Source organism: Methanothermobacter sp. K4 (assembly GCF_022014235.1).
GTDB lineage: Archaea > Methanobacteriota > Methanobacteria > Methanobacteriales > Methanothermobacteraceae > Methanothermobacter.
Genome location: NZ_JAKLTD010000001.1, coordinates 595460 through 613390, shown reverse-complemented (window position 1 = coordinate 613390; position 17931 = coordinate 595460). Strand labels below are relative to the sequence as shown.

The following is a 17931-nucleotide window of genomic DNA, read 5'->3' as shown; positions in this document are numbered from 1 at the left end:
CACGTGCTTGCTATCCCATTCCATGTTTGAACCACTATTATTTCAATCCCATTTTGGTCTGATTTTAACTTGAAATGGACAACACAGATTTTAAGGAAGTAAAACCATTTCAATCCCATTTTGGTCTGATTTTAACTATAACGAAATTAGGTCAAATTTGTTTCATTAGTTGAAATTTCAATCCCATTTTGGTCTGATTTTAACGCATATTCTATGGACGAATATAGGGAGTCGTCCTCATTTCAATCCCATTTTGGTCTGATTTTAACGCGCATTTCATCCCCGCCACGTTCCGTGATAACCCATTCCATTTCAATCCCATTTTGGTCTGATTTTAACCTGGAACTCAGTGGACTGATACCTGTACTTATCCATTTCAATCCCATTTTGGTCTGATTTTAACCCCTGCATGGATAACAGGACGGTTATGATGCAGAGCAATTTCAATCCCATTTTGGTCTGATTTTAACACGCCTGGATTGGCAAGGATTCAAGAAACCATCACGCATTTCAATCCCATTTTGGTCTGATTTTAACAGGGCGGATTTTTTCTCTATTTGACCTATATCACTCTGAAATTTCTCCTCTCAGACTTATAAATCTGTCGATCCCCAATAATGCAGTTCATTTATATTGACAGACGACTTACTGTAAAGGCTCTGGATTCAAAAATAAAGCACTAAATAAATCTAAACTAATATAAAAAAGATTTTAACAAGATAAAAACTCAAGAATCAAATGTGGTGTCTCTTAATTATAAAAGAACCTTAAAATAACATTTAGTTATTATAATACGACGTTGAAAAACCTGTCAAAAACGAACCTCCAAAAAGACTTTGAATGGAAATAAAAGAGATATAAAGTATTTAAATTATAATTTAAAACCTTTTAGCTTGATATAAGTACAATAAATAGTTTTAATTCCTAATTTTTATATTCAAATCTATAAGCAATCATCAAAACCTTACTAAAGCCCCATTAATATCCCATATTATAAATCAGGTGATTTCAATAGCTTTAAATAATTAAATGAGATAATGGGTCGCTTAGAAGATATAGTATACAATAAAAGCAGTTTGATGCCTCTAGATTCTTTTAAGATGGGTTGTGAAATCTAAAGAAAAAAAACTAAAGATAGTATAGTCCTTCAAAGGCTACTGATCCATATAAATTCCATAGCAATAAAAAAATCAGATTTTACATCTGCAATGAGTCATGATATGCAGCAGTAAAACTTTCCTCTCAAGAACCAGCAAGTCCTGCTCCCCAACGCAATGAATCATGATATGCAGCAGTAAAACCATCTGCAGGAATCATTAACCAGGCCATAATCAATTAAAAGGTACCCTATGGCTAATCAATGATACACCATATTATAAATATCAGCAACAGTATAAGTGCACCTAAGGGGTTTACAATAAGAGCAATCAGAAACCCAATTACAAGAGCGGTTTCGGCTTCCATCTTACAATCCTCAAAATATTGAACATATCAGATAAAAATCATTCACTTTCTGACCTCATGAAAACCATTAAAAAATAATCAAAGTTCAGGGAAAGTGGCGTCCTCTATCTTTGAGTCTATCTTATCATCTATGATGCGTGCATACCCAAGTACCCTTTCATAAAACTTCAGGTAATTCTCCTCTGTAACCGAATCAAGTCCATGGGCCAGTATGGAGTAATTACGTATCCTAAGAAGATCCATTATCTCCTTATCCTCCCCAAAGGTCTTCCCAACCTCATAACCTTCACATTCAAGTAACCTGTAGGCATTCTTAAGGGCCACATGCTTCTTAGCGCCAAGTTTAAGCGTCGACCTTGTACTCAGGCTGTAATTTTCAGGGTTCAGACTGTCGGTTTCATCACCATACTCTTCCTCAATGACTATCTGGGCTATCAGCTCAAGTGCACGGTAGAGCCTGGCTGCAGCATCATCATACCGTCCCTCAGAGGCTCTACGCTTAGAATTAGCAAAAAGATCCGGGAGGAATGGTCTGTACCTGAATTTTCTCTTCCCCTTACGTGAACTCACAATCTGACCCAGTATATTCTTATTCCTCCTCACCACATCCTCAAGTTCCTCAAGTTCCTTTACCTCCTCACTGTTGAGGCACTCCATTGCCCTCTCATGGTCAAAGAGGTCCCAGTGGAGATATGCTTCTGTCAGCTTGATGTATGCGTCCTTTCTCTCATGCTGAACAACTTCATTAAGGACATCCAGGGCCGTTTTAAACCTTCCAAGGTTGAAGAGTTCCCTGAACCTTCTTATTCTGAGTTTATCGTAAATCTGATATACGTTCTGTTTTATCACAGTCTCTGTACCACTCTGAACTGTCCCGTTTTTATCCCTGAAACCTGATATCACTGAAAGTTCCTTTCCATAGAGGACAGCCATTATGAAGGCTATTGATGTCATTGTCTTGGTTCCAGATGTATAGTCGACTATTATCTCATCATCACTGTATCTTTTCATCTGTTCATCGATACTCGTGAACCATTCACCCACAAGGTCAATATCATTAACCTCAACGAACTCATATTCCGGTAGAACCTTTCCTTCCCGCTCTGCTTCCTCTGATATGTACTCAACTGTTTTCCTGCTCTTATCTGACCCGAAGAAGATGACCCTGTCTGGTCGGTTGTGGTGTATTGAACTTAGAAGTCCATGTGCCAGGCTCCTCACCCTCTCCTCAGAGTCGCCGACACCGGTACCTACTGTCATGAAGAGTATCCTGTTACTCATTGAAGATCACCTTAACCCATCCTGGAGGGGTTCTACCGTTTATAAGTTTCCTTGTCTTTGGGAATTCGTATGGATACGTTCTTTTCCCGGCAAGTTTTCTTATTGAGTCATAGGTTGATGGATCCTCCTCCTTAAACCTCAGGGCAATTGTGGTTGCAAGGAATCCACTACCATAACCTATCCTCATGAGGGGAGTTTTGGGAGAGTTTTTCTTCCAAAGTTTTGTGTAACATTCCTCAAGAAAATCTATGTCGTATCTTGACGCGAATTCGATTTCATGTTTAATGTAGTCCCTACTGAATCTGTGTAGGGACTCCTTTATTTTTTCCGGATCTAAAAGTTTCTTGAGATTCCCCAAGCCTAGGTCATCGTATATCCTATTGTATGTGAATTTGATCTCAAATTCCAGCCCTACCTTGGGTATACATTCAATATGGAGAGGGAAACTTTTATAACCAACTGAACGTCTTCCATCATTTAGAATCTTTGCATTTAGAACTTTCATTTCATACAGATGGGGTGTTTTCACTGTGCTTGTATCAGTGACTTGCAGGAACCTCATTACACTCTTCTTTGCAGCGTCTCTGGGTTCGCTTGCTAAGAATCCATTGATGAAGTTCTGGAAATTAGGGTTTCTTCTATGGCCAACTCTGGAAATTCTATCAGAAATTCTATCAAGATCCGAGTCTGTGAGGGTTTTGTAGAGTAGTGCTGTTCTTATGGACCCCTTTATTGATGAACCGGGTATGTAGAGTTCATCGGAGGTTTTGATGTGTTCACTGACCTCTTTTATATGATCTGATTTTGTCCTCAGGACACCCCTGTATCTTACAGATTCCCTTGCCGCCTTTTTAGCAGCTAGAGATCCCTTGAAGAATCCTTTAAGGTCGAATTCTGGCGTTGTCAGATTATGAAGGAACTCCTCCTGTGTTTTCTCATCAAGTTTTGAGTAAAGCTTCGTGGTATCGACCCGTGAGAAAATATCAAATTTCCTCTCCCCAGACCTGCCCTTTCCTGTGTAGAATTCATGAGGACCATACTTTAAACCATTCCCTATGTGAACTGGGGTTATGACCTTAAGAGTGCATTTCAATTAACCACCACCCAGTGAGAGCTTGTATGCCAGTCCATATTCCACTGCAGACTTCCCTGACCTTATGATGGTCCCATAGTACTCCTTTCCGGTGTCCCTGAAGGTTGAGCCCTCCCTGAAGAATCTGACCTGTCTTCTTATCTCACCGTCAGGGCCCCTACCCCTTTTGGATCCGAGTTCAAACCATGCATCAGCACCCAGTGCCTTGACCTCCTCAGGGTTTGGTATGAACCTGGAGAGGGTCAGGAACCTTTCGCCTCCATTGTCCTGGAGTCTATTTTCAGCAATCTCAAAGGAGAAATGTCCCTTCCCTGTTGAGACATCAGGTCCCATGCCCCTGTCAGAGAGAAATTTCAGGGCTGATTTAAGGTATGGTCTGAATGATTCATCCCTGAATTTCACAAGGAAGAACCTGCCCATGTTCTCATAGAACACCCTTGTTATATGGTATATGTTCTCTGTTTTTCTCTCGATTCTGTTTACAACATTGTGTGGTTCCTCAAATTCCCCTTCACCGAATTTAAGGTCCAGTTCACTGTCAAAGAGTAGGCCCCTGTAGACCCTGTAATCATCGATTGACTCCACAATATCTGCCTCCCCGATTTCCCCTGATACCCATGAGAGAAAGATCTCCTCCTGGATGTGGGATGTCTTTTTATATTTCTTGAATTTCTGGGGGTCGTATCGCTTCTCTGGTTCTGTGATGATTTTAGGGTAGAATCGAACCCTTTCATCATCCTCAATGTAGGGGAAACTGGATGATACTAGGAATGGTGGATCCGATATGAAGAGGTCCATTATGTCATCCAGCTCATCTGGATACAGCTGGCTGAAACTGTAGATTATGGAGCCGAATATTGTATCCGATGATAGCTCAGGGATTGAAGATTCTGGTTTCAGGTAGACGAGCATTTAACTCACTCTTCAGAAAGCTGGATATTTGCGAGGGCTTCAAAGTTTCCCAGGGTGTTTTCACTGGCCTCTCCACGGTAGTATTCAGAGGGCCTCTCTGTGATTGTTATGTCCCTGAACTCCACCTTACCGTAACCCCTGGTTCCGCTACCGCCGAGGTAGCTATCCTCAAGGAGTCTGAGTCCCTCAAGGACTACGCCGAGGTTGTCACTGTCCCCCTCATATTCACTAACTATTATCTCAAATCCGAATTTGGAGCCCCTTGGAACCCGTTCCTGGTTTCTGGGGTTTGCCCTTGAGGTTATCCTGTCAAGTGAGTTCTCGTACTTAAGTTCAGCCCCCTCAACAACATCAGTGCTTTTCCTCCACATTTCCATTGTTTCCTCTGTTGGGAAGGAGTCCCTTACAATTATCCTTGTGGGACCTGAGACGCTGGTGTTATCTGCGGCACTTCCAAATACCCTGCAGACATCACATTCTCCACACTTGCATGGACCCCCATTGGTTACCCTGTCAAGTGCAAGCTCAAGGAGTGCCCTCATCTTTCCCTTGATTGATGAACCTGGAATGTAAGGGAGTCTTGTTACCGGGTCCCTTATTATGACGTTGTCTGAGCCGCCAATTTCAATGGAGTCCTTTGAGCCCCCGATATGAAGCCCTGTCCTGCAGATGATTTCTCCGGAGATCACATAATTTTTCTGGAATTTCATTTAAAACACCTTCATGATGTGTAGAATTTATGATAGGCCACTATTGATTCAAGAAAACTTACAAAGACCTTGAAGTTTTTGATTTTTTCTTTATCATCTCCCCTGTCAACCTTATCCATGATACTCATCATTATATCATAGAAGCCCTTCGGTATGAGGTCCCTTCCACGGGCGTTTGCAAGCTGGGGCTTCAAGAGGTAGAAGTCAGCCTCTATATTCTTCCAGGAATCTGCATTTTTCTCCATGTTCCTTATAGCTCCGAAAAATTTTCTGAGCTGTGTGGTCTTGAGATTTTTATTTGCCCGGGCTATGATATCCGCATAGCCCCCTGTATCTGCGTATTTTTTCACCTCAAGGTCGCTGAGTTTTTCAAGCGTGTTTATATCCCTTTTAACATCCTCAATGCTCATTGAATTACTCATGGCCTATCACCATTTCTTGTTCTTAAACTGACCCATGAAACGGGTATCCTGATCCATGGGATGAAATTGATGCCCTCCCTGAAGAGTTCCCTTCTGAGCTCCCCATCGGATATGTTTCTGAGCTTATAGACATAGTAGGGCACATAGTCCTTTCTGGAGAGTCTTATCTCCTGGCACCTAATCCAGCTCTCATCGTCCCTGACATCCTCATGGAAAGTGGAGTCCCACAGTTTCAGGAGGGAGTATATGAAGTTCTTGGACAATTTACCGGCTTCGTGGAGTTTTTCAAGTTTCAGGGCAAATTCAAGGAGTTCGTTGAATCCCTTAAACCTGTCTGTGTCCCACTGAACTGTCTCGCCGAAGAGGGATATCTTACCCCTGCCCAGATCCTTTGATGTTTTAAGCTGCCTCTCTGCAATTTCAGCCGCCTTTCCTGCCGGGAATTTATGTCCTCCCATGAATATTCCAGCTGAAACATCTATGGATGGATTGGAGCATGTCCACTCCCTGAATTCGTTTCTGAGTCTCCCTGCGAACTCGACAATGTCATCGTATGGCCCGAATACCAGTACATCGTCTCCTCCAGAGTAGGTTATATAGATTGATGGAATGGAGTTTTCCTGGCATCTTTCACATAGCTCCCCCCTGTATATGGTCCAGCGAGAACTTTTTATCTCAACGAGATTACCCCTGCAGCCTTCACATGGATCCATTATGAAGGAGAACTCTGATGCAACCTGGTTTATGTAGCCAAGGAAGAAGAGGTCCAGGAATGAACTCATGGTTGAGATCCTTGACACTGACCTGTTGGGGAGGCCCTCTGCGAATATCCTCCCGAGGTTGTCCACGTCCATCTTGAGTGCAGCCAGTTTATCTGCGCCCCTGGCTGTGGATGCTATCTCTGTGAAGTCCAGTGCCCTGAATCTTGAACCCTCACTGACCGCTGGGACCGTGTTACCCATGAGGCTGAACCCGAATGACACATTATCTGCCTGGATTCTATCACTGATCTCAAGGAAGTCCGTGCTGTTGAGTCTGAGCACATCGATTCTATGATTTTTGGATGCGAGTTCATCTATCCTTGAAATCACTGTTCTGGAGTTTTCAAAGAAGTAGGATATTCCTGCTTCACTGAAATCCGCATCCACTGTACCATAGACCCGTATCATGTAATCTGCATTGGCTATCCTCGCCCCGAGTTCCTCGTGGGATCTGCATGAGCTGCATATTGTGGCAGCTGATGGTAGGGCGCATACAGCGCAGGTACCCTCAGGTGGTTCAGTTTCTGGCTTGAAGAACTCATCAAGAAGTCCCCTGAACTTTGACCTCTTATTTTTAAGGTTCTCTGCTGCAAGGTCATCCAGTACCGCTCCGAAGTCCGCTATTTCATCAGGGCCTGTTTCCCTCACCGCAAGTGCAAGGTAGAGTTCCCCATTGAATGCCTCTATGAACCTCCTGTTAACCTCAAGGGAAACGTTTTCAATTATCCCCTTCATCCTTTCAGTGTTTGGGAGGATCAGTGTGAAGTGGCCGCCGCCACAGAACAGTATGTTTGCCTGGGAGAGACCCGCCTCAGAGATTATCCTGTTTGCAGCCGCATCTGTTATCAGGCTTATTGAAATGGATCTTCCCCTCAGCCTCTTGCTCATACCCTTCTGGGCCTCCTCAGGTGACGCCACACCTGTTATGAAGTTCTGGATACCTGATATGTCCCCTGATACTATGAGGTATGGTTTCCCTTCCCCGCCATCCTCTCTGTGGAGGTAGAGGCAGCCAGCCAGCGCCGCGGTGGTTTTGAGGTGGTCGAAGAGTGAGATGTCGGGTACGCTCATGTAGACCGCTGATGGCATGAGCGAGGTGTATTTTTTCAGTAAATGGTACATGGTGTTAATATCCATTTTCCCGTGTTCAGTTATCTCCCATATGAAGAGGTTCCAGAGGCGCCTGTATTCCTTTTCAAGGTTCCAGCCTGACATCACGGCCCTTCTGAACCTCTCAGGTTTTATCATGTCGAGGCTGGAGGGTCTGAGCTCCATGAGGGGGAGGTAGTATTCATCCTGTGTTTCCCTTTTCTCTCCTATGCTGACCTGTGAGAACACCGATATGAGGGGGTATTCATTAACTTTCCTTTTTGATTCTGATCTGTGCCTTTCACTTGCCGAGTGGTGGTCTGCATCCTTTATTATCTCTGCGTACTCTGGATTTTTTGATCTTGATGGGTTGTGGTGGTGGAGTACAAGGTCCTCCATGTCCTCGCCGAGTCCATTTTCAAGGACGAATGTCGCCGACCATTTACCATGTGCCCCTGTTTGTCCAAAATCAGACTGGGTGAGGCCCGCATATTTTTCACTGTGAGGTGAAGATGTTCTCTGATAAAATTTACCTATATCATGTAGAAGGGCGGCTAGCTGTATATCCTCAAGTTTCATGTAGAACACCGGAAATGAATATTTTAATATAGTTGAAATTATGATTAATATATATTTTCTCATTACAGCTCAAATGAAAAGGTTTATAAAAGGGTTTTTCTTATGGTGCCTGAACCTAGGTGAGAGCAAGGCCTCCAGATAAACCCCATGCAATTGAAGTATCGCATCAGGCTTCATAGGCGAAATCAAGACCCCCCCCCAGAGAACCCCCATGTAATTAAAGTATCACATCAAGAGGGGATTTTTCCACCCCAAGAACATTTCTCTTGAATGCACTCTCTGACCTGAATGAGTAGATAACCACTGAGTCCCTATCCTCATCTATGATCCTCTTAAGGTTCATCTCTATGCGTTTGAACTGGCTTCCAGTAACTTCGCCCTCAAATACTGAGTTCTGGACCCAGTGAAGTTCTGTCCTCAGATAGGACTTAACCCTGTTAACCCTCTCCACTCCAACATCATATACTATTAGAAGGTACACCCTCACCACCACATCACAAACGGCTCATACCTCTTCTGGCCAATGAGGTGCTTTATGAGTTTATACGCCTCGAGTCTTATGAGGCGCCTGTAGGAGACCTTCCTACCCAGTTCCCTGTGTTTAACCGTTTTTCCGAGTCTCCTGTCATACTCTGCAAGGAATTTCCTTTTCCCTGAGTCGTTGAGGAGGCACTGATTCATTCCATGCTCAAAGTCCTCAACCTTAATCGCCCTCTTCTTTATTAAGGAGATTATCATCCTGTCAATTATGGTTGGCTTGAATATCTCACTGAGGTCAAGTGCCAGTGAATACCTCCTTGCGAAGGGTTCGTGGAGATAGGATATGGTTGGGTTTAGCTGGGTATTGTAGAGTTCAGTTATGACTGTGGAGTAGAGAAGGGAATTCCCGAAGCTTATCATCGCATTCGTCATATTCTCAGGGGGCCTCCTTGTCCTCCTTTCAATCCTGAATCCCTCAGGGAGGATCCCATCAATGGCACTGTAGTAGTCTGAGCGTATCCTTGCCTCAACATTCATCACCTCTGTGATTGAACCTGATGATTCAAGGTCGCTGAGTGTATCTGATATGCCATTCTCAAGACCGTAGTACCCCAGAACCCTCTTCATGTTGAGTGCGGCCCCGCGTACAAATGATTTTGCAAGTTCCATTCTCCTCTCATTGTCCAGGACGTGTTCAGCCTGTTTAATGATGATGTCCCCTGAGAGCAGGGTTTCACGGAGGTAGAAGCTGCCAGTGTAGAATCCATAGCGGTTGAAAAAGTGTACAGGTATTCCCTCCCTTGACAGGAGGTTCAGCACCTGGGAGGAGATACTGAGAGCCCCATATGCGTATATCGAGTAGATCTTGTTTATGGGTATGGGTCTCTTTGAATCCTTGTTTAAAAAATACACTGTATTCTCCTTTCTTTTAAGTAACCCGTCTGTTGTCAGGTAATAGTTCTTTCTTGTCATGATACCTCCAGCAGAATCAGGGATAATCCGTAGGTTGTATTCAAATTTCAGTTGGGATCAGATCAGTCCTATTGCAACCTTGTTAGGATAAGGGATCAGATCCAGCAAAGTTCAAAGTAGGCGCAGCTCCTGCAGATGGGTTTCCTCTGGGGCGCTGGAGGCGGCCCCCTTATTATCCCATCAATATCCTTAATCACATTTTTAAGTTCCTCTACGTCCTCATCATTTAGAGAAACCTCTGTTCTCTTTTTGAGAGCCGGATAATCAATGAATCCCTTCAGATTCTCTATTCCCTTCACATGTTTAAGGTAGAAAAGGTAGTAGATGAGCTGGAACCTGTGGGCCTCCTCCATGGTGTTGCTCTTTTTAACCTCATGGACCTCAAGGCAGTCCTTCCTTTTAACGAAGTCTGCGGCTATAAGGTCGTCGATTATGAGTTCCTTTTTCTCGCGGCTATAGGATTCCTCGTGGAGGAGTCTCCCAAGTTTAACGAGCTCAGATTCCCTCTCCATCTGGATGTTGTGGGAGAAGAACCAGAGTTTGGTTCTGCAGATGAAATAGTAGTTTATCTGCAGCCCCCTGACAGCTGGATTTCCCTCCAGTCCAGAAATCATGCTCATCTTCATCACTAAAATATGATGATTCTACCCTGCCAGCAATGCCCGCCCGCTCATCACTACAATATGAATGATGATTCAACCTCACCGAATACACTGTCAAGTCCGAGTTCACCTATGAGTTCCACTTCCTCATCGTCAATATTGCCCCATACGTAGAATCCCTTGAACTCCCCGGTTGTTCTATTCCAGAAGTCACTCTTTTCCTCATAGAATACCGGTAAATTGATGGAGTACTCATAGAGGACCCTCCGGAGGTCCCACATGGTGGTTTTTTCACCTGTTCTCTCCTCAATCTCAGTCAGTATATTCTTCCAGAGCCTGTAATCCCCCTTTATGAGTTCGGCGAAGGTCCTCTCTATTTCGGATTCTGAGTAACGGAGTACAGCGTCTGGTATGAAGACCTTGTAGCCTGCCATGTTCCTGAAGAGGCGCTGTGCCTGGGTTCTCTTCTCAACCGTGAAGTAGTCCAGGTCGGATAGTATCTCATCTATCCTGTTTTCGTAGACTTCCCTGAGGCTCATGCCATTGAAGTCCTCCCTGAAAACGTCTTCAATCATGTTTTTTTCCATCTGATAGTCAAGGGCTCTTCCCTCATATCTTCTGAGCACTTTCCTGGTTGCATCAACGACCTTCCTATCGTATATGAGCGATGTCCTCCGGTCTGTGCCTGTGAAGACGATTATGTTGGGCTCAGTGGAGCTATAATCCCGGTCCCTGTTTCTGTAGATCCTGCCCCATCTCTGGATCTGGCTGTCTATGGTTGAGATCTCTGTTATCATAACATCGAAGTCCAGGTCAACTGAAGCCTCTATTATCTGGGTTGATATCACCATGAGGCCCTTATCTTCCCTCTGTTTTTCCTTTATTTCCCTTATCCTCCGTGATTTTTCCTTCTCAAGGAGTCTGGAGTGGAGGAGGTAAACTTGAGGGTCGTCTGAGTAGTTCCTGTAGAGCTCAACCGCCTTCTGAACATTGTTTACAACGATGAGGATATTTTTACCTGCGTTTTCCTCAATGAGTCCGTCCAGTTCACCTGAAACCTCAAGTTCATCACTGAAGAGGGGTTCCTCCATCAATCTGAGGACGTGCCTCCTCATGTCGAGGTTCTTTATATCATGTCCCGGGATGGTTGAAACGTCAAGTACCTTGAAGTCCATTGAATCAAGGAACCTCCTGAAGTAGGGGGGTAGTGTGGCTGTCATGACCAGTATGCTGCCGTCGAGTTCACTTACCATCCGCAGGGTCTTGATGATAACAGCGGCCATTTCCTCATTGTAGGTCTGCACCTCATCTATAACAATTGAACTGAATGGATATGCTGAGATCACCTTATCTGAACCGAAATAGTTGAGTGAGGTTATTAGAACCTGGTCGGGTGTCGTGAGAAGTACAGGGGATGCCAGGAGCCTGGCGGAGGTGAGCATTCCATCAAAGTCCGTGTCCCGTCCCCTCCTCTCCTCCCTGAGGTACTCTATGAATGCTGTTGAATGGAGTATATCAATCTCATCAGATCTGAAATATCCGTCAGAATCCCTCAGTCTCATGAATATATCGTTGAGGGCAACCCTCAGGGGGAGGGTGTAGATGAATTTTCTTCGCTGGCGTGAGGCCCATAGAATTGAGAACTCTGTTTTCCCGGAGCCTGTGGGCGCCACCAGAACAAGTTTCTCTGAATCCCCGAAATCGTTAATTAAACCTATCTGCCAGGGTTCCCCTCCGATTCTTGATTTTATTTTCTCCTCAATATCCTGGAAAACATCTTCACTGAACATTTCAATGTCAACACCAGCACTTGCTGAGTAATCCGCCTTTCTGAGAAGCCCGGATATTACAAGGAAATCCAGTGATTTCTCTTCGGGTTCATAGAGAAAGGCGAAGTCGGATATGTCGTCGTCGTATTCCCTTATCTTTGTAAGGAGAATCTCTGGCTTATCAAAGTCCATTGTAGTTTTTATCCTTTTCACCGCTGAATCTATGAGTTCAGACTGGATTGAATCTTTAATGTAACCAAGGAGGTCCTCGAGGAACCTCTCAAGTTCATCTCTTCTTTCAATTATGAATGAAAGGTAGGTTTCAAAGGCGTCCCTGTATGTGAATATGAGTTCCATGAGGTCCTTCTCGTTAATGAAATATTCATTATAGTGATGGAGCAGTATGGCTGTCCTCATTACAGCGTCATTTTCATCATTTCCCAGGAGAAATGTACTCCATATTATGGAGATTATCTCATGTCTTGGGGACCTTTTCATTGGTTTGAGGGGTGAGAGGAATTCCTCAAGAATTTTCCATGACCCATCATCCTCCTCGCTCCTGAGTTTCTTCTGGAAGTTGTAGTCAATTTTCCCGAGGTCATGTATTATTGCAGCCGCTGCCAGAGCCTCAAAGGTTTCACCTTCAATCCTGTGGGAAAAGTTCCCAATGTTTTCCATGTAAAACCTATGGAAGGCTTCCACCCTGGCCGCTGTCTCCATCAGATGATCCTTTAAGAGATATGAGGGCTGGTCATCAGATTTTGCCCTTATTAAGTCAATCAGTTCCATCATAGCCACCCGAAATCTGCCGGTATCTTGAAGATTGGTCCGTCTTCAAGTCTGTATACCTCAGTCTTTATGGTGTCCCTTAAAAACAGGACCTGGTTCATCCCTGTGTAGATAACTGTCTGGAATGAGGGGATTCTTTCGGTTTCAGGGCCTAGTTCGGCCTTATTTGATATTATGCGATCACCGTTTCTGAATAGGACCCTCTCAGGGATTGAGTAAACCGGGAATTTCTCATTTCTCAGGGGGAAGTGTGCATCACCATTTCTGAGCTTTATATAGGTTGGATATGTGAGCCAGAGGCTCTTTTTAACCTTCTTCTCTTCAGCCTCAAGGTCCCTGTGAATACCCTTTATGAAGATGATGTCCTCTGATCTTCCAAGATAAAGCGTCCTTGAGGGTTTCAGGAGGGCCTCCTCTATCTCCTCAAGGATCTCCCCATCACCCCTCAGAAATATATAGTAGTGGCCGTTGAAAAGCTCCTGCTGATATGATGGGCTTCTCTGTGATTTTTTATTTTCATTGTAGAGCGGATAGCCCTTATTCCATAGTTTAAGTTTATTTCGGTGGGATTTAAGTGAGATATCACCCATTATGAAGCTCTGGTAGTTCCAGAAGGTGCTCTCAAAGAGGCCGTGGATGCTCATGCTGATACTGCTGATTTCCTGGTCGTAGTATCTGCCTGTTGCATTCTGTAACATCCCTGTTACAGTTGACTTTGGGCTCAGGGGATATGTCTGGGCGTAGTCGAATGTGAAGGGGTTTCTGAACTGGGCGAACGGCTGAAAGATCTCAACTGCAAGGGTATCCATCCTAATCCCCTGAATTTCTCTTTAACTCTATGGCTGGATCTGTGAAGACGGCCACCTGAGATAATTCACCTTCACCGAATATTTTCTCTACGAATTCCTCCACATTATCCATTTCCCGTGTTTCTGCATCAAGACCGCTTACTTCAAAAACAGGTTTTCTCTGTTTGTTTGTGACATGTTTAACCCTGAGTATTCGGCCATTATCTGTTTCCTGCTCCTCTATTTCATCGTACTCTTCCTCTGTGTACTCATCGAGAAGGGCTATCCTGTCCTTGAATGTCCTGTAGGGTGAATCCCTGTAGAGTCCAAGGACCAGCAGTTTTGGGGATAGGTCCTCATTACGGGCCTTTATTGTCCTTTTAAGATTCATTACAGTCTTTAAAAGGCTCCTGATACGTTCCTTTATCTTTTCATCGTCCTTGAGTCTGTATTTTATCCTGTAAACCTTATCTATCTTCTCAAATTCAAGTAATTCGACCTTTTCTGACTGGAATATCTCCTTTTTATTCCTTCCCTTTTTAAGCTGGATGATGAGTCCGTCACCATGCAGACCGGTTACCCTCTCGATTCCTTCAAGTTTGTATTTGCCCTCGGCAACTGTTACGTCGCTGCCCTCGGCAATGTAAATTTCAATTTCACCTATACTGTCAACATCAACAACAATAGAGTACTGGTAGAAGGTTTCATGTTCCTCTGCTGTGAAGGGGTTGGGCTTCATCTCGCCGTGGCGCTTGCGCATGCGGTTGGCGAGACCTATATTGGCGTTGAAGTGGGCGTCATACATGAAGGGGGTCATTGAAACCGCGTGTCCCACCTTTACTGGAGCCGTTCTGAAGTTCTGTGGTGTCGTCTCGGTTATGAGGTAGCCAAAGAGGTCAAACTCAGGGTACTCAAGTATGTCTCCTGTGAGGAGGAATTCCGTGGCTGGCTGTATAACTGTGCTGTCACCCTTACCTGACTTAAGCAGGTTGCTGGCGTCTGCAAGTTCAAATAATCCCACCTTCTCTGCGGTGTCCAGCATGCTGTACCTGAGGGCATATCTGCTCACCAGTGTGTACTGCCGCCCATCCCATTTTGTTATCTTCTTTAGTTCCTGGTAGTTTCCACTACCCTGGTCATAGTTGAGGGAGTTTCCATAGAATACAAGATCCATTACTATATGCCTTGACATTTCATTCACCTTTACCTGCTGCCATTATACCAATGATTATTGAGTATGCGACCTTCTCAAAATTTTCAGGATTCAATGGGTAGACCCATTCAAGTTTTCTGCAGAGTTTCCTGACATTTTCATCTCCTTTTTTTGAGTTCAGAGTCCTCAGAAGGAACGAGAAAAAGTCCGACTGGTTATTGACCCTCGCAGTGTTCAGAAGTTTATAGACCAGGCGCTGTCTGTAGCTTTCAGAGCCTATATTCTCAAATGCTGACCTTGAATATTTCTTTATCTGCCAGTAGTCCACCTCAGAGAGGGGTTTTAACTTTTTATGCATCATCTGCCTCCTAAAAATCCTGTTAAAAGAGCTGCAGCGTAAATATCCCATGTCTCATCATTCTGAAGTATCCTGTTAAACAGGTAATTCTTGAGCCTGTGAAATGCCTCGTTCTCCTGCATCAGGATCTTCAGAAGAGTATTTACGAAGAGGTACCTGTTATTTCTCCTGAGAATTGACATGAGATGATTTAAGGTATTTTCCCTGGTGCCCCTGGGGATAAGTTCAGTGACATTCCTTCGGGCCGTATTCATCTCCCCATATGCCTCCTTTATCCTGAAAACAACCTCTTCCATTCTCGGTGAAATTTCAAGGGGATCCTCAAATACGCAGGCTTTTAAGCCAGAGAACACCTCCGAGTCTATCGCCAGGGCGTAGATGAGGGGCTTGATACTCATCTGACCCGTCCTCCCGCTGGCCCTCATAACAAGGTGGCGCATGACCACTGGCTTCAGCGGTTTATTCTGGATTAAATGTTCAAGCAACCACACGTACTCTGACTTGCCCACCTGCAGTGTATGGTTGATGTTCTCCCTTATCACATCATCAAGGAGGATTGCCGCATGCATCTTTGAGATCCCTATGTACTCAACATCCACGAATCTCTGGGTCTGGCTGTTAACGTCCCTGTACTTTATGATGTACATGTTTTCGAGGGCCCACTCAGATTTAAGTTCAATGAGGGAATCTATGATCTCCTGCCATGTAACCCTAAGGAGGACACTCTGGTCTTCTATCTTTGACTTTCTGATTCTGAGTTTCCTGTTGACCCTGTAGGTTATATCAAGATCGTTTGAATAGAACAGAACATAGCCCATCCTGTTGAAGAACTCGAATGCCCTGTCAAATGATATGAGGTACACGAAGAGGTATTCACTGAAACTTTTCAGGTGCCTGCTTGTTAATGGGGCGTAGTAAGTGTTTTCTGCCTTTTTGTAGGATGTTAAAAACTTGTTGATGGTCTTATCCACCTTTTTAAGTACTTCCAGGTCTTCGACCCTGAAACTTATGATATCAAGTAGGCTCTCCTTCTGTTTCTGGTGTGCAGCCGAGTACTGAAAGAACAGGAAGTTCTTATAGAACTTGTTATCTATGGGAAGCCTGTAGAACAGATCAAGAGCCTCTGGAACCCTCTCCTTACCAACAACGTCCCTTTTCCATTTTTCCTCAAACAAGCCCATGAGATTCAGAAGACAGTCCCTGTACTCCTTAAATGAATATGAAAGATCTTCAGGGAATTCCCGGAGGTCATCGTCAGTTACTGAAAGGATCTTAGCAATATCATCAGATTTGAATCTTTTGGATCTATGTCCAAGAATCTTATTTAGATCATCTGCGTGCTTCTCAACCAGTTTCTTCTCAAGTTCATCAGCATCCTTTTTGATCGAAGTTACAGAATCTTTTAAATCTGAGGGTAGTTCATCAACACCATTTTTCTTGAAGAGCACTGATTCAAGTTTTCTTTCAACCCAGACCTTCATGGCGGCCCTTGTGACATAATTATTCCAGGTGAATTCAAAGATTTCCTCTCCTGATTCCCAATCAGAGTTCAGGAGTTCAAATCTGAATTCGTTTATCAGATCCTTTGGGACCCTGGAGTGAGCTGTGGCCTTTCTGTTTATCTCGCTGCAGATATATGCAAATGGAAAGAGGCCAAAGTACAGTATTTCCTTCCTTCTGGCAATTTCCCTGATTTCCTGAAGTTCGATACCGTATATGTCCTCAAGTAACCTTACAAAACCCAGGACCCCTGAGTCAATGAACCAGTTACCTGTAAATTCAAGTCCGGATTCTTCTTTGAATTCAAAATTCATGATGGAACCACCATTCCAAAGCCCATACTGTTTTTTTCACCAAATCCACAATCATAGCCGAACTCTATAAGTCTCGGGTCGCCCTCTACCCTGAATTTCATGTGATATGCCCTGTGGTAGGTCTCGGCGTCCTCCTTGGGGATCATGATCCTCTTCCTCTTTATGGACCTCTGGTAGGGGATGACCCTGAGGTACTCGTCACCATCGTAGCCCCCATGGAATTCTGAGTATTTCCTTACAAGGTTCTTCTGGAGGTTCTCATAGAATTTCAGGTCATTGGGGTTCACGTCCCACTGCCTGAGCACCCCATCCTCCTCCTTCACAGTCTTCACTATGATTGGTGAGAGTGTCCTGAACTTCATGTTCCTCTGAAATTCCGGGGGCTTCAGAAATTCAACGTACTCAACATTAACCCTACCCCTGAGGAAATCAATCTCCGGTTTGTCTATGAAGCCCTCCACAAGGCTCTTGATAAGCTCTACGTTGGGTGAGGATATAAAGAAATAGAACCTCCCATCCTCGGATAGGAGGAAATTTTTGAAGGCCTTCCTTCTTGGTATGTTGAGCTGGGAGAAGGTGAAGAACTTGAAGCCCTTCCCGCCGTGGAGCTGGCTTGCAAGGTCAAGGTCCGCTATCCTCCTGTAAATGATGGCAGAAACAACGTGATTGTAGTTGTAGGGAATCTTAAATGGCCTTTTATCTGATTTTAACTCTATTTTGATCCTTAATTCAATACCCCCTGTGATGTCAATGTGTAATGTTTACATTATAGTATATAAATTTATCCATTTTTGTTTTGGTAATAATTTCCATGGATGGCATTAAGGACTAACAGAGGCACTGAACAGATTAATGATCAGCTCCTGGTAACTGGCTTAAGAGGTATATATCTACT

The 17931-nt window shown here is 44.1% G+C and carries 15 protein-coding genes and 1 CRISPR repeat array (1 of these 16 running past the window's edge); all 15 genes read right to left on the bottom strand.

Annotated elements, in window-relative coordinates:
- Positions 1–537: direct repeats of the CRISPR family, unit length 30 nt; unit sequence ATTTCAATCCCATTTTGGTCTGATTTTAAC (it extends 229 nt beyond the left edge of the window).
- 1005 nt (positions 538–1542) lie between these two features.
- The gene (locus L5462_RS03315; RefSeq protein WP_237779380.1) at positions 1543–2745 is read right to left on the bottom strand and encodes a TIGR02710 family CRISPR-associated CARF protein; all 1203 of its coding nucleotides are present in this window, start codon (positions 2743–2745) and stop codon (positions 1543–1545) included.
- The gene (csm5, locus tag L5462_RS03310; RefSeq protein WP_237779379.1) at positions 2738–3838 is read right to left on the bottom strand and encodes a type III-A CRISPR-associated RAMP protein Csm5; all 1101 of its coding nucleotides are present in this window, start codon (positions 3836–3838) and stop codon (positions 2738–2740) included. The genes L5462_RS03315 and csm5 overlap by 8 nt, the downstream gene beginning before the upstream one ends.
- The gene (gene csm4, locus L5462_RS03305; RefSeq protein WP_237779378.1) at positions 3839–4750 is read right to left on the bottom strand and encodes a type III-A CRISPR-associated RAMP protein Csm4; all 912 of its coding nucleotides are present in this window, start codon (positions 4748–4750) and stop codon (positions 3839–3841) included.
- 5 nt (positions 4751–4755) lie between these two features.
- Positions 4756–5460 (bottom strand): type III-A CRISPR-associated RAMP protein Csm3, encoded by a 705-nt coding sequence (csm3, locus tag L5462_RS03300; RefSeq protein ID WP_237779377.1) that lies wholly within the window; start codon positions 5458–5460, stop codon positions 4756–4758.
- Between the two features lie 11 nt (positions 5461–5471).
- A complete protein-coding gene (csm2, locus tag L5462_RS03295) occupies positions 5472–5882 on the bottom strand; it encodes a type III-A CRISPR-associated protein Csm2 (RefSeq protein WP_237779376.1) in 411 nt (136 codons plus the stop codon).
- Entirely contained in the window at positions 5879–8311 is a 2433-nt protein-coding gene (gene cas10, locus L5462_RS03290) for a type III-A CRISPR-associated protein Cas10/Csm1 (protein WP_237779375.1), read from the bottom strand. Before cas10 ends, csm2 begins: the two co-directional genes overlap by 4 nt.
- A 217-nt stretch (positions 8312–8528) precedes the next feature.
- A complete protein-coding gene (gene cas2 / locus L5462_RS03285; protein WP_237779374.1) occupies positions 8529–8792 on the bottom strand; it encodes a CRISPR-associated endonuclease Cas2 in 264 nt (87 codons plus the stop codon).
- Between the two features lie 2 nt (positions 8793–8794).
- Positions 8795–9763, bottom strand: a complete 969-nt coding sequence (cas1b, locus tag L5462_RS03280) for a type I-B CRISPR-associated endonuclease Cas1b (RefSeq protein WP_237779373.1) — start codon at positions 9761–9763, stop codon at positions 8795–8797.
- Between the two features lie 95 nt (positions 9764–9858).
- Positions 9859–10383 carry a CRISPR-associated protein Cas4 gene (gene cas4, locus L5462_RS03275; protein ID WP_237779372.1) on the bottom strand — a complete coding sequence of 175 codons (525 nt, stop codon included), beginning with the start codon at positions 10381–10383 and terminating at the stop codon, positions 9859–9861.
- Positions 10384–10439: 56 nt separating this feature from the next.
- Positions 10440–12923: a CRISPR-associated helicase Cas3' gene (gene cas3, locus L5462_RS03270; protein WP_237779371.1), complete on the bottom strand. Its 2484-nt coding sequence runs from the start codon at positions 12921–12923 to the stop codon at positions 10440–10442.
- Positions 12923–13732: a type I-B CRISPR-associated protein Cas5b gene (cas5b, locus tag L5462_RS03265; RefSeq protein WP_237779370.1), complete on the bottom strand. Its 810-nt coding sequence runs from the start codon at positions 13730–13732 to the stop codon at positions 12923–12925. Before cas5b ends, cas3 begins: the two co-directional genes overlap by 1 nt.
- A gap of 1 nt (position 13733) precedes the next feature.
- Positions 13734–14903 (bottom strand): type I-B CRISPR-associated protein Cas7/Cst2/DevR, encoded by a 1170-nt coding sequence (cas7i, locus tag L5462_RS03260; RefSeq protein WP_237779369.1) that lies wholly within the window; start codon positions 14901–14903, stop codon positions 13734–13736.
- Between the two features lies 1 nt (position 14904).
- On the bottom strand, positions 14905–15222 hold the full coding sequence (locus L5462_RS03255) for a cytochrome P450 (RefSeq protein WP_237779368.1): 318 nt from the start codon (positions 15220–15222) through the stop codon (positions 14905–14907).
- A complete protein-coding gene (locus L5462_RS03250) occupies positions 15222–17036 on the bottom strand; it encodes a hypothetical protein (protein WP_237779367.1) in 1815 nt (604 codons plus the stop codon). The genes L5462_RS03255 and L5462_RS03250 overlap by 1 nt, the downstream gene beginning before the upstream one ends.
- Positions 17033–17719: a CRISPR-associated endoribonuclease Cas6 gene (gene cas6, locus L5462_RS03245; protein WP_370637008.1), complete on the bottom strand. Its 687-nt coding sequence runs from the start codon at positions 17717–17719 to the stop codon at positions 17033–17035. The genes L5462_RS03250 and cas6 overlap by 4 nt, the downstream gene beginning before the upstream one ends.
- Positions 17720–17931: the final 212 nt, after the last annotated feature.

Bases quoted from the DNA above. Each gene is read 5' to 3' on its own strand.
- L5462_RS03315 (WP_237779380.1), bottom strand. From the start codon at position 2,745: ATGAGTAACAGGATACTCTTCATGACAGTAGGTACCGGTGTCGGCGAC.
- csm4 (WP_237779378.1), bottom strand. From the start codon at position 4,750: ATGCTCGTCTACCTGAAACCAGAATCTTCAATCCCTGAGCTATCATCG.
- csm3 (WP_237779377.1), bottom strand. From the start codon at position 5,460: ATGAAATTCCAGAAAAATTATGTGATCTCCGGAGAAATCATCTGCAGG.
- csm2 (WP_237779376.1), bottom strand. From the start codon at position 5,882: ATGAGTAATTCAATGAGCATTGAGGATGTTAAAAGGGATATAAACACG.
- cas10 (WP_237779375.1), bottom strand. From the start codon at position 8,311: ATGAAACTTGAGGATATACAGCTAGCCGCCCTTCTACATGATATAGGT.
- cas1b (WP_237779373.1), bottom strand. From the start codon at position 9,763: ATGACAAGAAAGAACTATTACCTGACAACAGACGGGTTACTTAAAAGA.
- cas4 (WP_237779372.1), bottom strand. From the start codon at position 10,383: ATGAGCATGATTTCTGGACTGGAGGGAAATCCAGCTGTCAGGGGGCTG.
- cas3 (WP_237779371.1), bottom strand. From the start codon at position 12,923: ATGGAACTGATTGACTTAATAAGGGCAAAATCTGATGACCAGCCCTCA.
- cas5b (WP_237779370.1), bottom strand. From the start codon at position 13,732: ATGGATACCCTTGCAGTTGAGATCTTTCAGCCGTTCGCCCAGTTCAGA.
- cas7i (WP_237779369.1), bottom strand. From the start codon at position 14,903: ATGTCAAGGCATATAGTAATGGATCTTGTATTCTATGGAAACTCCCTC.
- L5462_RS03255 (WP_237779368.1), bottom strand. From the start codon at position 15,222: ATGCATAAAAAGTTAAAACCCCTCTCTGAGGTGGACTACTGGCAGATA.
- L5462_RS03250 (WP_237779367.1), bottom strand. From the start codon at position 17,036: ATGAATTTTGAATTCAAAGAAGAATCCGGACTTGAATTTACAGGTAAC.